At 33.9% G+C, this 20,299-nt stretch carries 20 protein-coding genes and 1 tRNA gene; 11 read left to right on the plus strand and 10 right to left on the minus strand.

Annotation, left to right across the window (positions count from 1 at the left end):
* Positions 1 to 48 precede the first annotated feature (48 nt).
* From rpmF to FZC37_RS01060, 3 genes are read left to right on the plus strand one after another with little or no spacing between them, the layout of a single operon-like run.
* On the plus strand, positions 49 to 237 hold the full coding sequence (rpmF, locus tag FZC37_RS01050) for a 50S ribosomal protein L32 (protein ID WP_148951887.1): 189 nt from the start codon (positions 49 to 51) through the stop codon (positions 235 to 237).
* A gap of 22 nt (positions 238 to 259) precedes the next feature.
* Complete coding sequence (locus FZC37_RS01055) at positions 260 to 1,198, plus strand: beta-ketoacyl-ACP synthase III (protein ID WP_281286402.1); 939 nt, start codon at positions 260 to 262, stop codon at positions 1,196 to 1,198.
* 55 nt (positions 1,199 to 1,253) lie between these two features.
* Positions 1,254 to 2,063 carry a 2,3,4,5-tetrahydropyridine-2,6-dicarboxylate N-succinyltransferase gene (locus FZC37_RS01060; protein WP_148951889.1) on the plus strand — a complete coding sequence of 270 codons (810 nt, stop codon included), beginning with the start codon at positions 1,254 to 1,256 and terminating at the stop codon, positions 2,061 to 2,063.
* A gap of 46 nt (positions 2,064 to 2,109) precedes the next feature.
* On the opposite strand, the gene FZC37_RS01065 is transcribed toward FZC37_RS01060, so the two are convergent.
* Entirely contained in the window at positions 2,110 to 2,781 is a 672-nt protein-coding gene (locus tag FZC37_RS01065; protein ID WP_148951890.1) for a superoxide dismutase, read from the minus strand.
* Between the two features lie 300 nt (positions 2,782 to 3,081).
* On the opposite strand from FZC37_RS01065, the gene ftsZ reads away from it, so the two are divergent.
* Together ftsZ and FZC37_RS01075 are read left to right on the plus strand one after the other, a co-directional pair.
* Positions 3,082 to 4,404 carry a cell division protein FtsZ gene (gene ftsZ / locus FZC37_RS01070; protein ID WP_148951891.1) on the plus strand — a complete coding sequence of 441 codons (1,323 nt, stop codon included), beginning with the start codon at positions 3,082 to 3,084 and terminating at the stop codon, positions 4,402 to 4,404.
* Positions 4,405 to 4,480: 76 nt separating this feature from the next.
* A tRNA-Asn gene (locus FZC37_RS01075) sits at positions 4,481 to 4,555 on the plus strand.
* 42 nt (positions 4,556 to 4,597) lie between these two features.
* On the opposite strand, the gene FZC37_RS01080 is transcribed toward FZC37_RS01075, so the two are convergent.
* From FZC37_RS01080 to bamA, 4 genes are all read right to left on the minus strand, one after another.
* On the minus strand, positions 4,598 to 5,059 hold the full coding sequence (locus FZC37_RS01080; protein ID WP_148951892.1) for a lysozyme: 462 nt from the start codon (positions 5,057 to 5,059) through the stop codon (positions 4,598 to 4,600).
* 74 nt (positions 5,060 to 5,133) lie between these two features.
* The gene (locus FZC37_RS01085; protein ID WP_148951893.1) at positions 5,134 to 5,721 is read right to left on the minus strand and encodes a hypothetical protein; all 588 of its coding nucleotides are present in this window, start codon (positions 5,719 to 5,721) and stop codon (positions 5,134 to 5,136) included.
* A gap of 41 nt (positions 5,722 to 5,762) precedes the next feature.
* The gene (locus FZC37_RS01090) at positions 5,763 to 6,176 is read right to left on the minus strand and encodes an SH3 domain-containing protein (RefSeq protein ID WP_148951894.1); all 414 of its coding nucleotides are present in this window, start codon (positions 6,174 to 6,176) and stop codon (positions 5,763 to 5,765) included.
* Positions 6,177 to 6,227: 51 nt separating this feature from the next.
* Positions 6,228 to 8,612 carry an outer membrane protein assembly factor BamA gene (gene bamA, locus FZC37_RS01095; RefSeq protein WP_148951895.1) on the minus strand — a complete coding sequence of 795 codons (2,385 nt, stop codon included), beginning with the start codon at positions 8,610 to 8,612 and terminating at the stop codon, positions 6,228 to 6,230.
* A gap of 224 nt (positions 8,613 to 8,836) precedes the next feature.
* On the opposite strand from bamA, the gene FZC37_RS01100 reads away from it, so the two are divergent.
* From FZC37_RS01100 to terL, 5 genes are all read left to right on the plus strand, one after another.
* Entirely contained in the window at positions 8,837 to 10,678 is a 1,842-nt protein-coding gene (locus FZC37_RS01100) for a sensor histidine kinase NtrY-like (protein ID WP_148951896.1), read from the plus strand.
* Positions 10,679 to 10,711: 33 nt separating this feature from the next.
* Complete coding sequence (locus tag FZC37_RS01105; protein WP_148951897.1) at positions 10,712 to 12,094, plus strand: sigma-54-dependent transcriptional regulator; 1,383 nt, start codon at positions 10,712 to 10,714, stop codon at positions 12,092 to 12,094.
* A 102-nt stretch (positions 12,095 to 12,196) separates the two neighbouring features.
* Entirely contained in the window at positions 12,197 to 13,360 is a 1,164-nt protein-coding gene (locus FZC37_RS01110; protein ID WP_246120985.1) for a phage portal protein, read from the plus strand.
* Positions 13,361 to 13,367: 7 nt separating this feature from the next.
* Positions 13,368 to 13,637, plus strand: coding sequence for a hypothetical protein (locus FZC37_RS01115; protein ID WP_148951898.1), 270 nt, complete (start codon positions 13,368 to 13,370; stop codon positions 13,635 to 13,637).
* The gene (gene terL, locus FZC37_RS01120) at positions 13,618 to 15,024 is read left to right on the plus strand and encodes a phage terminase large subunit (RefSeq protein ID WP_148951899.1); all 1,407 of its coding nucleotides are present in this window, start codon (positions 13,618 to 13,620) and stop codon (positions 15,022 to 15,024) included. Before FZC37_RS01115 ends, terL begins: the two co-directional genes overlap by 20 nt.
* On the opposite strand, the gene secG is transcribed toward terL, so the two are convergent.
* Entirely contained in the window at positions 15,025 to 15,306 is a 282-nt protein-coding gene (gene secG / locus FZC37_RS01125; protein ID WP_148951900.1) for a preprotein translocase subunit SecG, read from the minus strand.
* Between the two features lie 183 nt (positions 15,307 to 15,489).
* On the opposite strand from secG, the gene FZC37_RS01130 reads away from it, so the two are divergent.
* Positions 15,490 to 16,866, plus strand: coding sequence for a peptidylprolyl isomerase (locus FZC37_RS01130; RefSeq protein ID WP_148951901.1), 1,377 nt, complete (start codon positions 15,490 to 15,492; stop codon positions 16,864 to 16,866).
* A 27-nt stretch (positions 16,867 to 16,893) separates the two neighbouring features.
* Here the strand turns inward: FZC37_RS01130 and FZC37_RS01135 are convergent, their stop codons facing one another.
* Genes FZC37_RS01135 through FZC37_RS01150 form a run of 4 tightly spaced genes read right to left on the minus strand, consistent with a single transcriptional unit; the run spans position 16,894 to position 20,060 of the window.
* A complete protein-coding gene (locus FZC37_RS01135) occupies positions 16,894 to 17,877 on the minus strand; it encodes an aspartate-semialdehyde dehydrogenase (RefSeq protein ID WP_148951902.1) in 984 nt (327 codons plus the stop codon).
* A gap of 7 nt (positions 17,878 to 17,884) precedes the next feature.
* Positions 17,885 to 18,265, minus strand: a complete 381-nt coding sequence (locus FZC37_RS01140; RefSeq protein ID WP_148951903.1) for an HIT domain-containing protein — start codon at positions 18,263 to 18,265, stop codon at positions 17,885 to 17,887.
* The gene (rsmA, locus tag FZC37_RS01145) at positions 18,262 to 19,083 is read right to left on the minus strand and encodes a 16S rRNA (adenine(1518)-N(6)/adenine(1519)-N(6))-dimethyltransferase RsmA (RefSeq protein WP_172619326.1); all 822 of its coding nucleotides are present in this window, start codon (positions 19,081 to 19,083) and stop codon (positions 18,262 to 18,264) included. The genes FZC37_RS01140 and rsmA overlap by 4 nt, the downstream gene beginning before the upstream one ends.
* Positions 19,080 to 20,060 carry a hypothetical protein gene (locus FZC37_RS01150; protein WP_148951905.1) on the minus strand — a complete coding sequence of 327 codons (981 nt, stop codon included), beginning with the start codon at positions 20,058 to 20,060 and terminating at the stop codon, positions 19,080 to 19,082. Before FZC37_RS01150 ends, rsmA begins: the two co-directional genes overlap by 4 nt.
* Between the last annotated feature and the right edge of the window lie 239 nt (positions 20,061 to 20,299).

The following is a 20,299-nucleotide window of genomic DNA, read 5'->3' on the forward strand; positions in this document are numbered from 1 at the left end:
TACAATTTTGAGAGTAAGTAGTAAACTTTAATATTTATTTAAGAACTTATGGCAGTACCTAAAAGAAAAACCTCAAAATCTAAGCGTAATCATCGTAGAGCGCATCACGCTTTGTCTAAGGTTAACGTTATGCAAAATAAAAATTCTGGCGACTGTGTGTTGCCTCACCATATTAATTTGTCAGATGGTACATATAAAGGTAAAAGCGTGGTAAAGATGAGTTCTCGTGCCGAATAGCGTGAAATCTTTCAAAGTTAAGATAGCGGGTTGCTGTGGTTATTTACCCGAAAGGGTTATGTATAATTCTGAGCTAGAGGAAATAGTCGATACTTCTCACGATTGGATAGTGCAGCGTACTGGTATACATAAAAGGCATATCGCAGAGGAGCAGTCTGCTTTAGAGTTGGCTATGATTGCTTCCCAGGGAGCAATAGAAAAGAGTAAGTTGATACCGGAGTTGATTATAGTTGCTACTACTACTCCTGATTTAACTTTTCCTGCTATGTCGGTTATTTTGCAATCTAAGCTTGGTTTTAGCAGTGCTCGTGTTCCTGCATTTGATATCCAGGCAGTCTGCTCTGGTTTTATTTATGGACTACATATAGCTTCTGCTTTTATTAATAATGGTACCTATAAAAATGCTCTTGTCGTTGGGGTTGATAAAATGTCAAATGTTATTGATTGGAGCGATCGCAACACATGTGTATTGTTTGGAGATGGCGCAGGCGCTGCAGTCCTTACTAGCTCTTATGAAGATAATTCGTATATTATAGATAGCATAATTTATTCAGACGGAGATTATTCTACATCGTTGCGTACTAGTTATGGTTTGAATAAAGGTGGTAAATACGGTGTTATAGAGATGGATGGTAAAAATGTTTTTAAACATGCTGTCGCGAAGATGGTAGAAGTATCTAATGAAATTTTAAATAAGAATAATGTGTCTGTCTCTGAAGTAGATTATTTTGTTCCTCATCAAGCTAATCAAAGGATAATACAAGCTGTATCCGATGCATTAGGCATTAATAAAACTAAAGTCGTCAGTACTGTTGCAGATCATGCAAATTGTTCTGCTGGGTCTGTTCCTTTAGCCCTATCTTTTCTTCAGGAAAGCGGAAAATTGAAATCAGGAGATGTGATACTACTTGTGGCATTTGGTGCAGGATTTGCTTGGGGAGCTGTATTATTAAAGTGGTGATTTGATATTTGATATTTATTACTTATTACATATTTATTAAGTAGGTTACAAGAATATGAATGGTGTTTTAAAGGAGAGAATAGAGGCGCTTTGGGAACAAAAAGGTGAATTAAGTCATAATTTAGATTTGTTAGGGCAAGTCGAAATTGTTGTGGATGAACTCTTGCATTTATTAGAGTCTGGCGTTGTGAGATCTTGTGAAAAAAATGAAGATAAGTGGATAGTAAACAATTGGGTTAAAAAAGGCATATTACTTTTGTTTTGTGTTAGAAAAAGTTGTAGAGTGAGTGCTCAAGTTATGACATATAGAGATAAAATAAGGGCATTACATAATTTTTCTGACGAATGTAGAGTCATTCCAACTGCCTATATTAGAGAAGGGGTTTTTGTTGGATCGAATGCTGTCATCATGCCATCATTTGTAAATATAGGAGCATATGTTGGTGATAATACTATGATTGATAGCTATGCTACCGTTGGTTCTTGTGTGCAAATTGGCGATAAATGCCATATTTCTAGTTCCGCTGTCATAGGTGGTGTTTTAGAGCCAGTACAAGAATGTCCTGTGATTATAGAAGACAATTGTTTTGTAGGGGCCGGGTCACAAGTGACTGAAGGAGTGATTCTAGGAGAAGGATCTGTAATAGGTGCTGGTGTTACTCTTACTAATAGTATAAAAATATATGACTCCGTAGATCAAAAATTTTTGTCTGGATATGTTCCACCGTTTAGTGTTGTAGTTTCTGGAGTAGTGCAAAGTAATACAAGAGCTGATGTAATGGTTAAAAGCTCTATTATTATAAAAAAACTAACCGTGCAAGAAAGAGAAGTGCTATCCATAAATGAAATTTTACGATCTAACTAAAACAGGTTCCACGTGGAACTTCGTTTACGCTTGATACAGAATCTTTTTATTTATGATGACTTAAATTCTTTAAATATAAGTAGTTTTGCTCTAGTTGCTGCCAGTTAAGATGTTGCAAAAACTTCTCTACATATTCTTTTCTATTATTTTTAAAGATCAAATAATAGGCATGTTCCCATAAATCGCATGTAAAAATGGGAAATGCGTTTTGCGCTATAGGTGTAGTGGCATTTGAAGTCGTTTCTATACTTAAGGTATTTTCTCGTAATGTTAACCAACTCCATCCACTGCCAAACTGTGCTAAGCTTTTTTCTATGAATAATGTTGCGAATTTTTCCCAACTTCCATACTGCAGCGCAATTTTCTGAAATATATCGTAATTTTCTCTGTTTTGTTTATTGTCCGGTGTAATACAAAACCATAAAAAATCGTGATTCCATAATTGTGCTGCGTTGTTAAATACCAATGTAAGGTCTTTTTTTAAAGATTGGGATATTAATGATTCCAAACTTAATTGCTTTAGGTCATGATATTTGTCTTCCTCGAGTAAAGAGTTTAGCTTCATGCAGTATGTTAGATGATGCTTGTCAACGTGATATTGAAATACTTCCTCTGAACAGAAATCTTTTTCGAAAGCATCTCTTCTATATGGAAGAGGTAGTAGAGAAAAGGGAAATGTCCTGTTTATTGTAGACCTTAAGTTTTTGTAAATTTGCATATTTTCTTAAATAAAAAATTTTGTATAATTTATATATTAATGGTGTATCCGACAGTTAGTTTACAACATGGACAACTTCTCGCCTACCATAAAAATCACAGTGAAAGTTTTAGTCATATTTAACATATTTTTTAGGTTCTTCAATTAATCAACCTACAATTGATGTTGTTGACATATTGCGCAACATTGGGTATTACTAAATTAACAGATGACAATTACCTCTTTTGCCTTTATGCTTAGCTGATTGTAGAGGGTATACTTAGGTTAATATATTATTTTATTTAGACACGTTAATTAGTTATGGATCACGATTCTTCAGAGGTTCTGCTAAGGCCAATTATAGTAGTATTTGGTGTTGGTGGTGCTGGGTGTAATGCTGTAAATAATATGATAAATGAAGGACTAGAAGGAGCCAGATTTATCGCTGCAAACACAGATGCTCAATCATTAAATGATTCTCTTGCTTCTATTAAGATCCAGCTGGGTGTTGGTGTAACAAAGGGGCTTGGCGCTGGATCCGTTCCTGGTGTTGGGGCTACTGCTGCAGATGAGTCAAGAGAGGAGATAAGAAAGTACATCGAGGATGCTAATATGATATTTATAGCAGCTGGTATGGGCGGTGGTACTGGTACTGGCGCTGCTCCCGTTATTGCTAAAATTGCAAAAGAGTTAGGTATTTTGACTGTCGGTGTAGTAACCAAGCCGTTTGAATTTGAAGGTGCTTATCGTATGCAAATAGCTATGAAAGGACTAGCAGAATTGCAACAGTATGTTGATACTTTAATTGTGATACCAAATCAAAATCTGTTCCGCTTATCTAATGAAAGGACAACTTTTTTAGAGGCTTTTAAAATGTCTGATGATGTGTTAAGTGGAGGAGTGCGTAGCATAACAGATTTAATGAATATGCCAGGTCTTATTAATCTGGATTTTGCAGATATTAGAACAATTATGACCACTATGGGCACTGCGATAATGGGAACAGGAGAATCTGCAAACGAGGAAGAGCGCTCTATTACAGCGGCAGAGGCAGCTATTTCTAATCCTTTATTATCTCATTCTTCTATTAAAGGCGCTCAAAATATTCTTATCAATGTTACTGGTGGTATGGATATGACGTTGCATGAAGTTGATAACGCCGCAAATCATGTAAGAGAGGCTGTGGATAATGAAAATGCTAACATAATATTTGGTTCTACTTTTAATGCTAAGCTAGACGGCCGTGTACGAGTTTCTATAATTGCTACTGGAATAGCATCTGAAATTCAAGAAGAACCTCTTTGTGAAAGGAGTGATAACAAGAGTAGTAATTATAGTTTTGCATCTTCGCGTAAAAAAGATAGTGGAGTTAAAAATGATTCAGATGTCAATTTCTCCTCTGACTTTAACGTAAAAGGGGTATACGATTCTGAAGGCAATTCTGATGGAGTGATAAAGTCGTACTCTAGTAATACTAATAAAGTAGAAGAAGATATAAACGTTGGTGATGAAGGCGAGGTGGGAAAATTGAATTTTGGAATCTTTGATCATAACGTCAGTGATGATAGTGATACTGTACAAGAAGGAGAACAAAATTATGAAATTCCAGCCTTTTTAAGAAAAAAACGTCGTAAAAATGATTAAATTGTAGTAAGAGTTCTTTTTTTGTAAAAAATATTTGGACAATTTAGGTAATTTTGTAGAGAATCTTATTATGCATTCCTCGGTAGCTCACTGGCAGAGCAAGCGGCTGTTAACCGCTTGGTAGCTGGTTCGATTCCAGCCCGAGGAGCCACTTTATCATGTCGTTGTTCAGCTTTCGCCTGTTTACTACTAGCTATAGTAGTGCTGTGATATTTATTTTTGATTGCCTTCCTAAAAATACCTCTGCTTCGATTTCACGCCTTCTTATTAGCCCTGTTATTCTCTTTCCTCTTGCGAAAGTCCATTTGAGAAATTCTTCTTTCACATTGTCTTTGTTATCAGAATTTATTTTTTGCTTGAGTTGAGATCTTTGTAATGCCGCTCCTCCGACGTTAAATGTGAATGACACTAAAGCATCCAATTGTTCTTGTGATAAATCGACTTTTATATTTCGTATTACCGAAGCTTCTGCTTTTGAGATATCTTTAATTAAAAGAGTCTCGGCCATTTTGTCGTCTATTGATGTATATTGATCTGGTCGAAGCATTTTATGTCCGTAGCCTATTGTGTAATATCCACCAGAGCATTTATATGGTTTTAATGATAATGATTCAAATATTTTTATCAGTTTTAAGCCGAAATTTGAAATAAGCATTAGGCATTGGTATTTAACGTTAATTTTATTTATATATACCAAGGGGAGGTTGACGCTAATTACTTTTATAGATTTTATTTAACGATTATCTTTACTGACACTTGATTAATATCTTGCACAGTACAGTTTAGTGTTGTTGAGTGATGTGAAGCTGTGTACGGCACAATCGATGTATTAATCAATCGAGATTCTATTATTGTACTTTTATCTTGTGTATTTGTGAGAATAATATCTACTTTTCTGATATTGACTAATTTATTGCCACTGTTATGGATTTGAAATCTGCATATAGTTTTGTTATCTCCAGTTTTACTTAACTTTATTGTTTGAGCTGATATATATTTATCTACGTAATTGTAGGAATTGTATATCCATATACCAGATATCACAGTGCATACTGAAAGAAAGGCTATTAACCATCTTACTATATAAAGTTTTGTTTTTTTTGTCTTTTGGACAGTCATTTTCTTTTCGCTTTCTGCCACAATTGCCTCAGTTTCTGAGAGAATATCTTCAGTATGAGGCGTGTTGTTTGAATCTAATTCAGTGGTAGTAGCATCCCAAATGCAATAGCAGCGACTGCACTTGAAAACTAGTTCTTGAGTACTAGAATTTTCAAAACTAAAGGATGTTTTGCAGCGAGGGCAAGAAATTGTTGGCATTATTAATCATGTATCAAAAATTTAGTTTACAGAAAATTGATTTAAATTCCCCACAGTGAATCCGTTGCCACCCATCCGGTGTATTGTTTCACCGAAATTTTACACCAACTTTTTGTTTGTTTTATTAGCTGGCACCTTACATTAGATTTGATGTTTGCAATTATTGTAGCAGAAGAGGGGGTTTTATATAAGTTTGTTGTTTTTGTTGTAATCACAAATCTTTTTTTTGACAAGCAACTGAGATGCACCCATCCTGTATCTCCGTTTACATCTTGTATTTCTCTCCAATTTTCGAAAATTTGTAATATTTGCACTGGCTCATGTTTTTTTAAAAAGCACCATTTAGCATAGCTTTGTGTATTGGGCGATGTTCTTACTGTCACTTGGCTAAATTTCGTAGAACCAAAACACTTGTTATTATTTTCTTCTGCATAAATATTGACTATTACTGTCATTAGATATGTGAGAAAACATAGATACGATATTTTCACAATCTATAAGTACATTTAATCTTCTGCTGTAAACTCTTTTTCTACGGATATGACAAGATTACTTGTATCTTTTTTATCTTTGTGATGTCCTTTTGCTCCAAACACGTAGGACATTTTAATTGGGAAGAAAGGTGTGACAATTTTCAAACCAACACCATAAGAGCTACGTAAGCTTCTGTTGCTTATTATTTCAGCTTCTTTATTTCCTTTATTATGACGCCATATATTACCACAATCAAAGAAACAGAAGCATGAAACTGGAACAGTATTTTGTGATATTATCGCGCTTAACTCGCTAGAAAGTCTGTATAACCTATCTCCTCCACAGGCAATTCTACAACGACTTTCTTTTGTTTTTAACCTGTACGGGGAGCAGCCATGTTCAACAAATCCTCTTAAATTATCTCCCCCGAGAGAAAAGCAATCAATAGAACGAATTGTGCCATTGGAAAACAGCATCTTACCCTCTAGTATGGTGTTTAACACTACTTTATTTGGTATTAATTGTACCGCGTGTTGTGCAGTGAAGGAGGCCATTCTATGATTTGGGTAATCACATCCTATTGTTTTTGTATAAGTATGAGCTAACGTAGCTGTTAACCCTTTTTTATTATCTAGATGACCCATCATTGTATCATATATGCAAGATGTCTTGAACGATATAGCTTTGTAACCACCAAAGTCATCATCTAGCATTATTTTAGAGGATCTAGCTCGTAGTTTTTGTTTTTCATCATCATTATCGTCATATTTTGTGTCTATGCTTTTTTCACTTGAAAAAGATATGGAATTTTTGAAGAAAACATTTTGAGCAATCCTATTACTAATTGCCGCAAAAAGTCTTACCTTTCTTTGGGATGAGGTGTGGACTTCTTTACCCATAACATTATCTAAAATTGAATCTTCAGCGCTTTCTTTCGCACTTATATGTGAAAATTCTATACCAGAAGAAATTGATATATTCCTATTAATAGGGATACTAGACAGTACATCTATATCAGTAAAATTAGATGCTTTATTTATAGAAACTAATCCTACTATACCTTTTCCAAATAAATTACTTTCTCTTAAGCTGATATTTCCACCTATTCCACTCCTATGTGCATATCTTATTCCAGCCGAACATTTCGTTCCAGGTCTTTCTGATAATTGCACTGAGATCAGTGCTTTACCGTCCTCATCTATATCTTCATCGATGTTTACTCCATCATGTTTGAAAAGTCCTGATGCTAGTAAATTGTTTTTGCTACGTTGTAGATCATCGTTTTTGTATCTAGAACCCTCCTCTATTTCTAAATGTTCCCTGATTGTTTCTTCTCTAGTATTGGTGTTACCGCTTATCTCTATACTTTTTATCACAGGTTGAGTATGGTAGCGAGTACAATGAAAAGTGACATTTGCAATGTTGCCGCTTGGATGGATACGGTGATGTACTCTAAAATCATGGAAATTAAGCGCCTTCAAAGCTTTTTCTATACTAGCAGAGGTTTTTTCTAATAGCGTGGTATCACAATAAGATTTTTTGGAAACTTTAATCAAATGTTTCAATTTATTTATTGGTATTTCTGTCGTTTTGCAAGAAATGTCTACTTTTCCTATGAAGTATCTTGTGCCTTCATCTAGTGCAAAATTTACCTCAAATCCATCTAAAGTATTCAGTATTCTAGAAGATATGGAAATTACTTTAAAGTCTAGAAACCCTTGTGATTTATAGAATTTTTCTAACAAAAATCTATCCAAAGAGAAGGAGTCTGGTTCATAAGTGGTATTAAAAGATAAAAATCTCAGCAAAGGTGAACTTTTAGTGTGCAATATTTCTTTTATTGTTGAGTCACTAAATGTCTTATTACCAATTATATTAATTCTCTTGATGAAAATTTTTGGACCTTCTAGAATGTTGAATTCTACTTCCACTAAATTGTTTTTGGTTTTTATAATATTAGGGGTTACTTTCACATAAAACATACCAGTTGACTTGTATGCAGCGAGTATCTTTTGTACTGCAACGCTAATACCTGATGAATTGAGAGAGGAACCTTTAGCAATTAATAATAGTTTATCTAGTGCAGAATCCGCAATTGAATTGTTACCTTTATAAGATATTTTTTCTATTACAGGACATTCACTTAAAGTGATTTTTATAGAATTATCTTGCACTGATGCATTAACATGTTCAAACCACCCGGTATTATACAGTATCTTAACCATCTCATTTAATTCATCTTGTGTGCAATTTCCGGAATTAAGTTTTATTTTATTTATAATTGCCTCTTTGCATATTCTTTCATTTCCTTCAATGCTTATCGTGGAGTATGTGTATATTTGTGCTGTGGTATTAGCAAAACTGCATAAACATAAGAGGAAATAAACGGCAAAAGCGCTTCTTGTTATGTAGATCATTTATGATGATGTAAAAATTTTAGTACTTGAAACTTGCTGCTTTGTACAAATTAACGCTTAAATCGTATAACATATTATGGCGTTTACAGCAACGTGTCACGTTTTTATATGCTATAAGTAGGCTTGTTACAGAGAATAAGAAGGTATAAGATCTTCTTTGATGATTGTATTTACTGTGTAGGTATACATTTTTTAATAAACTTCACTTTGCAGAAGGGTTTTCGATGCGATTGTTACGGTTTAGCAGTGTTGAGTGGTTGCGTCGATACGGAGCTAGTGTGCTTGTGCTATTAGATTTTGTTGCGTTAGCTTGTGTTGCGTATGTAGGAGGAAGATTTGTATTAAAGCCGGATGTCAAGTTACTTATATTTGATAATCTTGGTGCTGGTGCGTTATCTTTATCTTCGATGCAGAACTTACTCCTGGTTGCTATATCTAGTTCTTTTTTGTTACATCGACTACTTAACGCATTCATTAAGTATTACTATTATAGCGATAAGTTTACCCTATCTTTAAGAAAAAAAATAACCATTTTTCTTAATAGTGTTGCTATTATTCCAGCTATTACTACTTCAGTTTTTGCAATTTTTTTTCTTAATTCTAGTTTAAGAGCTTGGTTTGATGAGAAGATTACCTGCACAATAGATAATGCTGTAGATATTTCAAAAACTTACGTTATTGAGCACAAAACTGGCTTATTTAACACCGCGAGGCAATTGGCTTGGGAAATTGAATCCCAGTACAAAAATGTCATGGATAATAGAGAAGCCTTATGTGAATTATTGAATAGCAAAGTTGATATGGGAGTATGCTCTGAGGTGGTGGTATTCAGAGTAAAACCTACTAACATCCTAGCAAGAAGTACTCTTAGCTTTTTTTCTCCCAAAGAGATACCGTTTGGGGTATTAGCTAACGTAAAAAGGGGAGAGGCGATAGAAATGTTATACGATTCTGACAGAATACATGTACTGGCGAGTTTACCAAGCTACGAAGATATTTACATTGTAGTTAGTAGGGTGTTAGATCAGAGGATTGTGGATTACCTCGATTATACTCATGGAGCTTTGGAGTCTTATAAGGCTTTACAAGAAAATTTGCGTTCTCTGCAAATTAGGTTTGCAATAATATTTGTTCTGATTGTTTTGATTTTTCTTTTCTCGGCAATATATACGGTATCAGTTTTTGCTGTGAGAATAGTGTTACCAATACGTACTTTAGCATCTGCAATATCAAAAGTACAACAAGGAGACCTGAGCGTTGGCGTACCAGTTTTAACAAGTAGAGATGAAATTGCCAGCTTAGGTAGGGCTTTCAATGACATGGTAGTACAATTGAAGCGTCAAAGAAGGGAATTGATAGTTGCGCAGAAATCTTTAGCTTGGTCAGACGTAGCAAGAAGAGTTGCTCATGAAATAAACAATCCTCTGACTCCTATAAAGCTTTCTGCTGAGTTGCTACAATCAAAATTTTCTAAGGATGTGGAAGATAAAGCTAATTTTGAGAAATATACTAATAACATTAGTAAATATGTAGATGAGATTAAAAGTATTGTCTTGGCATTTTCTCAATTTGTTAAGTTACCTCAACCAGAGTTAAGCGTGTGTGACTTGAAGGAAAGATTAAGCCAGGTAGTGCATACTAGAATTAGTACTGAATCTCTTATTAAGTATAGTTTGACGGTATCAAATGATGATTTTTCCAAAATTTTATGTGATGGCGGAAAAATTAGTCAGGTCGTAAATAATCTTATAACAAATTCAGAAGAAGCTATAAAAATGGATAGCAATTCAGGTAATATAGCGGTTGATATGCGTATTGACGGAGATTATGTATCGATTTCTGTACAAGATGATGGGTCTGGTTTTGAAGAAGAGGTGTTATCCAGAGCAGTAGAGCCTTATTTTTCTACTAAATCTAGAAGTACAGGTCTTGGATTGGCTATAGTGTCGAAAATAATAGAAGAACATTCTGGAATTTTGAAAATTAGTAATTTATCCCCAAAGGGAGCTGTAGTAACATTCAAGATACCTTTAAAGCAAGGCTCTATGCCTTTATCTTCTGATTGATATTAGAATACACAAAATTGTAAGTAAAAATTTATGGCTTTAGATGTTCTTATAGTAGAAGATGAGGAAAATATCGCTGATCTTATATCTGAAATTTTAAAAGAAGCGGGTTTTAGCACGCGCATGGCTATGAATAGCAAAGATACTTTCCTTGCTGTTCAAGACAAGGTGCCAAACGCAATCATATTAGATGTTTGGTTAAAAGGAAGCGAATTAGATGGTTTGGGCATTTTAGAAAAGATAAAAGAGCGGTATAGTTTATTACCTGTCGTTGTCATAAGTGGGCACGGAACTATAGATTCTGCTATTACTGCAATAAAATTAGGTGCGTATGATTACGTACCAAAGCCTTTAAGCAGAGATAAGCTTCTTATAACTCTTACAAGAGCTTGTGAAGCAGCAAGGTTAAGGAAAGAAAATATTAGCTTTAAATCTAGATTTAAAAAAGAGTCTGAAGTTTTAGGTTCATCTGCTGCTGTTAACAAACTCAGATCTCTTATAGAAAAAGCTGCATCTAACTCAGGTAGAGTTTTAATAGATGGGGAGTTCGGATGTGAGCACGATACTGTAGCTCATTTAATACATTCTAAATCATCCAGATCTTCTAGACCTATTATTACATTTGATCCGAGTGCTGTATCTGAGGATAACATTTTGTTAGAACTTTTTGGAGAAGGTGTGAAACAGCAAGAAGGTGAGCCGGTAAAGAAGAAAATGTGTTTGCTAGAGGTAGCACACGGAAGTTCTTTGTATATAAAAAATGTAAACCACCTTCCTTCGTATGTTCACTGTAGATTGCTGAATTTTTTTAACGGTAACAAGATACAGGGCGTTAAACAGAGTTTGGATGTAAGGATAATTGCTTCTGTTGCTTGTAAGTCAAGATATATTGTTGCTGATGACCCTATTTCTAGAGATTTTTACGAACGATTGAAGGTAATGGAGGTATCTATTCCATCTCTTGCTAACAGAAAAGATGATGTAGGTTTTTTGGTAGATCATTACGCTGAGCAATTTGCTAAAGCTAATGGATTAAAAAAGCCCATTTTTTCTCACGGCGCTATTACTACCATGATGCAGAATGACTGGCCAGGGAATCTTCTTCAATTGCGTAATTTTGTAGAAAAAATCATAATATCCTTGTCTGGTTCCGATGATAAAATTGTTCATGTCGGCATGTTATCCAATGATATTTCTGTCCCTTCTAACAGTATTTTGGAAAAAGACGGAGTAGATATTTCTGTTATGAGTCTTAAAGTTGCAAGAGATTACTTTGAAAAATATTACCTTGAAATGCAAATGAATAAATTTGGTAAAAATATTTCTAAAACTGCTACTTTTATTGGTATGGAAAGATCTGCTTTACATAGAAAACTGAAGCGTTTTAAAGTTGGGATAAAAAATTGTAAAGAATGATGTTTGATAAATATTTTTATGCCCTTTGTATAAAAGATGCTTAGCGAAGGTGCCGTACTAGTGTAAATGTGTTTATGTTTTAGTAAACATATTTGTAAAAACATGATCAATTATCTTCGTTCTCTTATTAAAAAGCACTCTAAACCTAAAAGGGGAGGAGGTGTATTTTCTGTATATGGCAGTTATTCCATGCCTTCTCATGCAAGTCCTGCTGACTACAATAGTAACCCTATAGTACATAGATGTGTCAGATTGATAGCTGAGCTATCAAGTCATGTGCCATTTACTGTTTGTAGTAAAAGTGCTGGATGTTATGTAAAAAATAAAAAACATTTTTTGAATCAAGTATTAAAAAGGCCCAATCCCAAACAAAGTGGTGCCGAATTTTTTTCATCTATGATTACAAATCAGTTGTTGTTTGGAGAAGCTTATATTTTGCTTATTATGGCTGATAATTCTAATTGTGAATTGTATTTATTAGATAATAAAAATGTTTCTATTATCTCCTCTGATGATGGTTATATGGCATATGTATACGATGTGAACAATGCTCCTCGTTATTACCCAATTGATTCTTTTACTCAACAAAGCAAAGTATTATCTATAAAAAACTATGATCCAAACAATCCTTCTCATGGTTTGTCCTGTATTGTGCCTGCAAGTACAGCTATTGCTGTACATAATATGTCAATGCAATGGAATTATTCTCTACTAAAAAATGGCGCTAGGCCAAGTGGTGCAATAGTCGTAAAGGATAGTAGTAGACATTTGAGAGATGAACAATTTCAAAGATTAAAAAGTGAAATTGAAGAAAAGTATGGTAGCTCAATGAATGCTGGAAAGCCAATGTTATTAGAAGGTGGATTAGACTGGAAGGAAATGAGTATGTCACCTAAAGATATGGATTTTTCCGAATCAAAAGATTCTTCCGCAAGGGAAATAGCTTTGTCTTGTGGCGTTCCTCCTCAGCTATTAGGCATAAAGGGTGATAATACCTACAACAATATGCAAGAAGCTAGAATATCTTTATGGGAGGAAACTGTTATACCACTTTTGACAAGGGTGACAGATTCTTTAGGGCATTGGTTATCTTACTGGTTGAAAGAAGATATAAGTATCGTGTTTTGCAAAAATGATATCTCAGTCTTAAGTGAAAAAAGAGAGAATTTGTTAGCCAAAATTTCTAATATTAGTTTTATTAGCTTAAATGAAAAGAGGGCTATGGTGGGTTTACCGCCTGTGAAAGATGGCGATAAGTTGATGTGAATGGATTATGGATAAAAAGTTGGAAATAGAACGTATTAACGCATGTGCAGTGAAAATTGTAGAGGATTTAGAAAATAGTATAATGGGTGATACATTGCAAGATTTTACAAAGAAGAAAGATGCAGTAGCCGTATTGCATAAATTAGCTCAATTGCTTATTCAAATTAATAAATTGCGACTTTTAATCGATGAAAAAGGACAAGAGGTAGATTTAGAAGATGAGAAATTGATAGAAAATTTTTTAAGAAAAAAGAAGAATGCAATTAACAAGACATAAGTCTTTACTTAAGGCAATTATAAAAAATGATTTATCCTCTTTTATTCATAAAGTTTTTACTACGATTAATCCTGGTAGTGAATTTTTTCCTAATTGGCATATTTCTCTTCTTGCTGAATACCTAGAGCAGTTATTTACCAGTACAAACAGGAGATTGATCGTAAACGTGCCTCCTAGAAGTTTGAAGTCTGTGTGTATAAGCGTTGCGTGGCCAGCTTGGTTATTAGGCCATGATCCCTCTAAAAGGATTATTATTGCAAGTTATTGTGATGCATTGAGCGTTAAGCATTCATTAGATTGTAGAATTGTGATGTCATCTGCATGGTATAAAAAAGCATTTCCGGATACCGTACTTGGAGGTACAAATACCAAGCGTAAATTTACGACAACTCAAAACGGATTTCGTATGGCCACATCTACCGGAGGCTATTTAACAGGTGAGGGGGCAGATGTATTAATAATTGATGATCCACATAATCCTACATATATTCATTCAGAACATGCTAGGGGGAAATTGATACAGTGGTATCGTAATACGTTTGCTACAAGATTAAACAATCCTTCAAAAGGAGTCATTGTGCTTGTTATGCAGCGCCTTCATAAAGAAGATTTATCTGGATATCTTATGAAAAGTAATATGTGGGATTTGTTGAAAATTCCGTCTGTTGCGGATCAAGATTATATCTATCAACGTGGTAAAGTATCTTACGTTTTTAAAAAAAACGAGATTATTAACAAACACTATTGGTCTTATGATCATATACGTAAGATACAAAAAGATATTGGTAATGATGCTTTTTTTGCTCAATATATGCAATCTCCCGTAGAAGATACTTTTAGATTGATTAATAAAACTGATATATTTTTTTATGATGAGGAAATTAAACAATATGATTTACTGCTTCAAAGTTGGGATACGGCCATAAAAGTTAACGCTGATAGCGATTTTTCTGTCTGTAGTACATGGAAAATAAGAAATGGAATTATGTATCTTGTAGACATATATAGAGATAAGTTAGAATATCCAGAACTCAAGGAGGCTATTATTTCCTTACAAGAAGCTTTCTCTTCTGATGTTGTACTTATTGAAGATCATGGTAGCGGCCAATCTATTATTCAAGACTTAAAATCTTGTTGTCTAATGAATATAGAAGCTATCAGATGTAAAACAGATAAGGTTCATAGAATGATTACCACTCTTCCTCTATTTAGGTCGCAAAAGGTGTTATTGCCCAAAAACAAGACATTTGTTCATGATCTTGTACTTCCTGAATTACTTAATTTTCCTAAATCTAAGTACGACGATATAGTAGACTCTTTGAGTCAAGCTATTAACTATTTTAAGTCAACACGACGTGCCAATGAGATGAAAATAAGAGTACTGTAACTACTTGTTTTTATTCGAAGATGTTACAACTTTTGATATAGTTAATTTAGTATTTTCGCTGTTTCCTTTGTGGGATAGTTTCGCCAAAATTAGCGCATTTATGAAGAAAGCACTTACTAAAATTGCAGTTATGATGAGTAAAAATTTGTTGGTAAGATCTGATGTAGCAGATGGATCAGATACTAGGCCTCCAGTAGTGTCACTACTACTTTTTTGCAATATTACTGCCAATATAATTAATACGGACAGTGTACACTGCACAATGAGAAACGAATTAAACATGTACCGATACTTATTTGTTAGAGATGCATTCTATAAGAATATGATATATTTATCAATTGTGTTATCCTGAAGCAGAGGTGCTTTTGTGAAGGTACGTTTCTTTATGTGTTTTGACATATGCAGTTGTATTTGTTGTATATTGCTTCTTATGCATGTGGCTATTTATAGAAAAAGAAAGATGTCATGTTAGGTAATAGGAAAAGGTATTTGTTTGTTGGTTTAGTATGTTTATTAGTACCAGCTTTTTTTATTTCAGATCTTGGAGGTATTTTACGTAAAACTAAGGATCCAGTTGTAGTTAAGTTTAAAAATTTTCCTCCTTTACGTAAGACAGCATTGCATAAAATTGCACAATCAGAGTATGCTTCGGATCTCAATTCTATAGATTCACCAGTGTTAGGGAAATTTATAAGAGGATATCTGCTAGAACAGTTTGTACTTCAACATCATGTTGATTGTAGCTTAGGTGCTATAGAGAAAACAATAAAAAAGCTGCCTGATTTTTGTGGTGGTGACGGTAAATTTTCCGAAGAAAAATTTTCTAGTTACATAGCTAATTTAGGTATTACAGAAAAAGAGTATTTGAAAAAATATAAAGCTTGGTTGTTATCAGGGTGTGTTATAGATACTTTGCAAAATTCCTATGTTCCGGAAAAATTAATTGCAGCTTTAGATAAAAGATTAACTCTAGGTAGAGATGTTATATTTGCATATTTGGACTTGAATGCTTATATTCCTGTGCCAAAGGCTACAGACGAAGATATGAAAAGAATTTATTATCGATATGAACAAAGTTTTGCAGTGCCAGAGAAACGTTCTGTTTCTTATTTTGTATTGGATAAAGATTTGCCTGGTAAAAATGGTTTTGATGTTCTCAAAGCTCTTTATGATAGGGTTGAAGGTATGCAGCCAAATGAAACCATCAAAGACGTAGCTAAAAGTTTTGGTGCGACCGTCAGAGTTGAAAAAAATGTCAGTTCTTCGTCTTTACTTAAACATCCTGTATTAAAACACGTTGCATCATCTGTTTTTTCTTCCAAAGCAGCTAATGTTAGCCTGCCTGTCTCTATCGGAAAGCAATTTTTAGTATGGGTTGTGTCTGATATCCGTAAAGGTAGCGTTATACCATTTTCTGAAGCAAAGAAAGAGGTATTGGATCGTTACATAGCTCTGGAAAGAAGAAAAGGAAATATGAAGAAATTTGAGTCAATGGTGCTGCGTTTGTCACAAGAAAAAGCGATTTCAGAAAATGCTTTTTTAAAGCATGTTGTGAACACAGGTGCCCAATATGTCACCATCGAAGGTGTACATCCAAGGTGGGGAGCTGAAGAATTACCAGATGAAATTGTTGATTCTTTAGTTGATATACCAAAGGGTTCTATCACTCCAGTTTTTTTTGACAAAAAAGAGGAAAAAATATGTGTTTGTTGGGTAAAGAAAGATGTATATATTGGAAGTTCTGGAGTTGAAAAGGATTCAATCAGGCAGACTTTGTCTAGAAAAATCTTTTCGGAGTTGATAGAAGGCATTTTTACGGAACAGGAGCCGAAATTCCACTAAACGTATAAGTCGTTAGTAATTGTTATGTTATCGCGCAATTAACTCGGCTACTTCAACAGCGTTTGATGCTGCCCCTCTTAATATATTGTTTGCTGTTATCCATAGTTCAACTGCTTTTTTATTTCTAGGGTGTTGTTTTATTCTGGATACGAACACCTTATCTGTATTTTCCACTTCTTTTGGTGTTGTAACGTCTGTTCTTACAATGTATCGTTTTTTTTGATCTAAAAGATATGTTAATTCTTGAAGATTTATTTCATCTTCAAATTCTACGTGTGCTGCTATGCAGTGTCCGTATATAACTGGCACCCTTGTACATGTTGCTGAAATTAGAATGTTTTGGTTATCAAAGATTTTATTTATTTCTTGTTCTATTTTTATTTCTTCTTCTGTATAGCCATTTTCACATCTTTTACCAATGTTTGGTATCACATTAAATGCTAACGTATCTTGTTTTGTATAGTTATGCTTATCTCTGTTACGTATCTGTTCTTCAAATTGTTGTAGTGTTTCTCTTCCAGCTCCTGAGATAGATTGATACGTACAGATAATGGCCTTTACAACCGCTGATAAAGGTTGTATTGCATGTAAAACATGTGCAAGCGGTATAGTGCAGCAATTAGGAGTAGATATGATTGTACCTAGCATATTTTCTCTCTTATTTGTATTTACACCTGCTATGAGTAAAGGAGTATAATTTTTAAGCCTAAAATGAGAACTTTTATCTATTATGATAGTTTTATCGTTTAACAAGTTTGGTAATATGCTTGCAGCTAGATCGTCTTTAAGGGCGCTAAAAATTATATTTATCTTGCTGAAATCTGTTTCGTTAAAATCTAAAACTTTTAACTTATACGTTCCGTAAGTTAGAACTCTACCACTCGATTGAGATGATGCTATAGGGTATATATTGCTAGGCGATACTCCTTTGTTAATTAATAGATTAATTAAATTCGTACCAACAAGCCCTGTAGCTCCTAACACTGCTATTTTGTCTTCTGGTTGTATCATAATATAGTTAAAGCTTTTTCAGCAATTGTGCTTTAGTTTTTTTAGACATAGCATCTATTTCTCCTCCTATTATGTGAACATGAAAATGAGGAATAAGCTGATGTTTTCCAAAGTTTGATACTATTCTGTATCCATCATCAAGTTTTGATATTGTTGCTATTTTCTCTATAGTACTAAAAAAATATCTCAATTCTTCATTTGAAGATCTATGTATAAAATCTTGCATGTCAATGTATGGTTTTTTTGGTATGGCAAGTAAGTGTACCTCTGCTACTGGTTGTATATCTTTAAATGCCAAAATAAAATCATCTTCATATATTTTATCAGATGGTAGGTCTCCTCTTAATATTTTTGCGAAAACATTATTGTCATCGTATTTATTAGTCATGCATCACTGTATAAAAGCTCCTTACATCCGCATTCTATCCAATGTTTTGCTAATTGTACATACAGGTCTACTGATATGTTTTCTGCTCGTATGTTACCGTTTATGGATAAAGCATTAAAAATACAACTAGTGTTGTTCCAGACTCTGGAAAGGGAGGTTTTAATCATTTTTCTACGTTGTGTAAAGGCACTTTTAGTTATGTTTTCTAGTGCCGTTAGATGCGATGTAGGAATGGGATATTCTTTTTGTGTGAGCAAGATGGTACATGAATCTACCGAAGGCGTTGGATAAAAGAATTGCCTTGGAATATCCATTAATTTAGAGCAATGAAAAATGGACTGGCATAATACGCTTAGCCTTCCATATTTTTTCGTGTTATGGCTAGCACATACTCGTTCTGCTACTTCTTTTTGTAAAGTAATAGTCGCGGAACGGATTTTTTTTGCATTGCGTACTATGAAAAGGAGTATCGGAGAGGAAATGTTATAAGGTATGTTGGCAATAATATTTGTCGGTTCTGATATCGATAGCAAAAATTTTGACGCAAGTATGTCTTCATAAATTACTTCTAATACTTTGCAACGGCTTTGTAGAGGGGTAAGATACTGTTTCATGCGTGTATCTTTTTCTATAGCTATTAATTTTGAGGGGCCTAGCTTTATAATAGATTTTGTTAAATGTCCCGTTCCTGGGCCTATTTCTAGAATGCAAGAATTTTTCACCTCAGGAGATGATAGTGCTATCTTGTCACACATAGCGTAACTTAACAGTAAATGTTGCCCTAGACTTTTTTTTAGGTAGGTGTGTTTTGTTTTCACTTTGTGAGTGATGTTTTGTTGCCTGAAGATGGTTCTTTCATTTCGTAAATTTGCGACCGCTCTAATAAAAGATTATACAGCACCCTTCCTTCTATTACCTTTTGTAGACTTGAAATTGCTGTTTTTGTATCTTCTATATCTTTTTGATCTAATTCAAGCATCCTTTTTTTCTGTAAAAAAATCATTTTTTGATATCCCTGAGATTTCCATATTTTGCTATATTCCTGTTCTGGTAACGTATATATCGCTTTTTTTATTTCTGGTTCCATTTCTGATATCATTTTATCTTGATATATACTTGTTATTGCCTTCTTACTTGCAATATTTGCGACTTTTTTAAATTTTTTATTGTTTCTCAGGTTTTCTAACTGTTTTTTTGCTCCTATTGTTCCATCAAACTCAATATATTTTACTTGGATTGGATTATCTTTATTTGAAAATGAGAGAATTTTTCTTGCCTCTTGTTCTTTCACGTCCGTTATCCCTTCTAAAACGTACTCTGTCATCTTTGCTCTAGATATTTTTTTTGTTAGGTATTCTAGTATGTCTTTTTTTTGTAAATAGTTATCATTTAGTAGCGTACTAAATTTTTCTTCGGATAGATTATTCATATCGACTATTTGATGCAGTAAGACTTCTGCCTCTAGAGTATGCGTTTTTGCGATTTTTTGAATATTCTTTGGTATCTTCTCTAGATACTTTTTTAAAATAATATCTTCTGATATGTCAGACAAAGCAAAATCTTCTAAGCTGACGTTGTACATATCCCCCGCTAAATTTACTGCAGAATGGTTATATGACATTTCTTTATAAAGAAAACGTATTATTTTTTTTCTTAAATCTAGGTCGTATGTTGTTATGGGAGAAGAGTTTACTACTCTGATAATCTTTATTTCCTCTGCGTTTGCAGCAGCTAATGTATTACTGGCAGTAAGCAATACGAATAAGGTAGTAATTATTCTCATAAAAGAATCCATATAAATAACTATAAACAAGTATTATGTATCTAATTTATTAGTTGTAGATGCTACGCTGAGGTGCGTTAATTGGCAAGTTAAAATGTTGATTGTAGAAGCAAGAATATATTTAGAGAGTGTAGAAATTACATTGATATTGGCTTTTGTGTGTTGTTTAATTAAAGTACCGCTTTGCTCTTGCGGTGTTTTGCTGTTGATGGTAATATCGTCGCGTAGCTCTTTGGTGTTGGAGTCATTTC

This window comes from Candidatus Sneabacter namystus (assembly GCF_008189685.1).
In the GTDB taxonomy this organism is placed as follows: Bacteria; Pseudomonadota; Alphaproteobacteria; order Rickettsiales; family Rickettsiaceae; genus Sneabacter; species Sneabacter namystus.

Coding starts and splice junctions, on each gene's coding strand:
- FZC37_RS01135 (WP_148951902.1), bottom strand. CDS start 17,877: ATGATACAACCAGAAGACAAAATAGCAGTGTTAGGAGCTACAGGGCTT.
- terL (WP_148951899.1), top strand. CDS start 13,618: ATGCAATTAACAAGACATAAGTCTTTACTTAAGGCAATTATAAAAAAT.
- FZC37_RS01130 (WP_148951901.1), top strand. CDS start 15,490: ATGTTAGGTAATAGGAAAAGGTATTTGTTTGTTGGTTTAGTATGTTTA.
- FZC37_RS01090 (WP_148951894.1), bottom strand. CDS start 6,176: ATGACAGTAATAGTCAATATTTATGCAGAAGAAAATAATAACAAGTGT.
- FZC37_RS01065 (WP_148951890.1), bottom strand. CDS start 2,781: ATGCAAATTTACAAAAACTTAAGGTCTACAATAAACAGGACATTTCCC.
- FZC37_RS01080 (WP_148951892.1), bottom strand. CDS start 5,059: ATGCTTATTTCAAATTTCGGCTTAAAACTGATAAAAATATTTGAATCA.
- ftsZ (WP_148951891.1), top strand. CDS start 3,082: ATGGATCACGATTCTTCAGAGGTTCTGCTAAGGCCAATTATAGTAGTA.
- FZC37_RS01105 (WP_148951897.1), top strand. CDS start 10,712: ATGGCTTTAGATGTTCTTATAGTAGAAGATGAGGAAAATATCGCTGAT.
- FZC37_RS01100 (WP_148951896.1), top strand. CDS start 8,837: ATGCGATTGTTACGGTTTAGCAGTGTTGAGTGGTTGCGTCGATACGGA.
- FZC37_RS01150 (WP_148951905.1), bottom strand. CDS start 20,060: ATGGATTCTTTTATGAGAATAATTACTACCTTATTCGTATTGCTTACT.
- FZC37_RS01085 (WP_148951893.1), bottom strand. CDS start 5,721: ATGCCAACAATTTCTTGCCCTCGCTGCAAAACATCCTTTAGTTTTGAA.
- FZC37_RS01110 (WP_246120985.1), top strand. CDS start 12,197: ATGATCAATTATCTTCGTTCTCTTATTAAAAAGCACTCTAAACCTAAA.
- FZC37_RS01115 (WP_148951898.1), top strand. CDS start 13,368: ATGGATAAAAAGTTGGAAATAGAACGTATTAACGCATGTGCAGTGAAA.
- rpmF (WP_148951887.1), top strand. CDS start 49: ATGGCAGTACCTAAAAGAAAAACCTCAAAATCTAAGCGTAATCATCGT.
- secG (WP_148951900.1), bottom strand. CDS start 15,306: ATGTTTAATTCGTTTCTCATTGTGCAGTGTACACTGTCCGTATTAATT.
- FZC37_RS01060 (WP_148951889.1), top strand. CDS start 1,254: ATGAATGGTGTTTTAAAGGAGAGAATAGAGGCGCTTTGGGAACAAAAA.
- bamA (WP_148951895.1), bottom strand. CDS start 8,612: ATGATCTACATAACAAGAAGCGCTTTTGCCGTTTATTTCCTCTTATGT.
- FZC37_RS01140 (WP_148951903.1), bottom strand. CDS start 18,265: ATGACTAATAAATACGATGACAATAATGTTTTCGCAAAAATATTAAGA.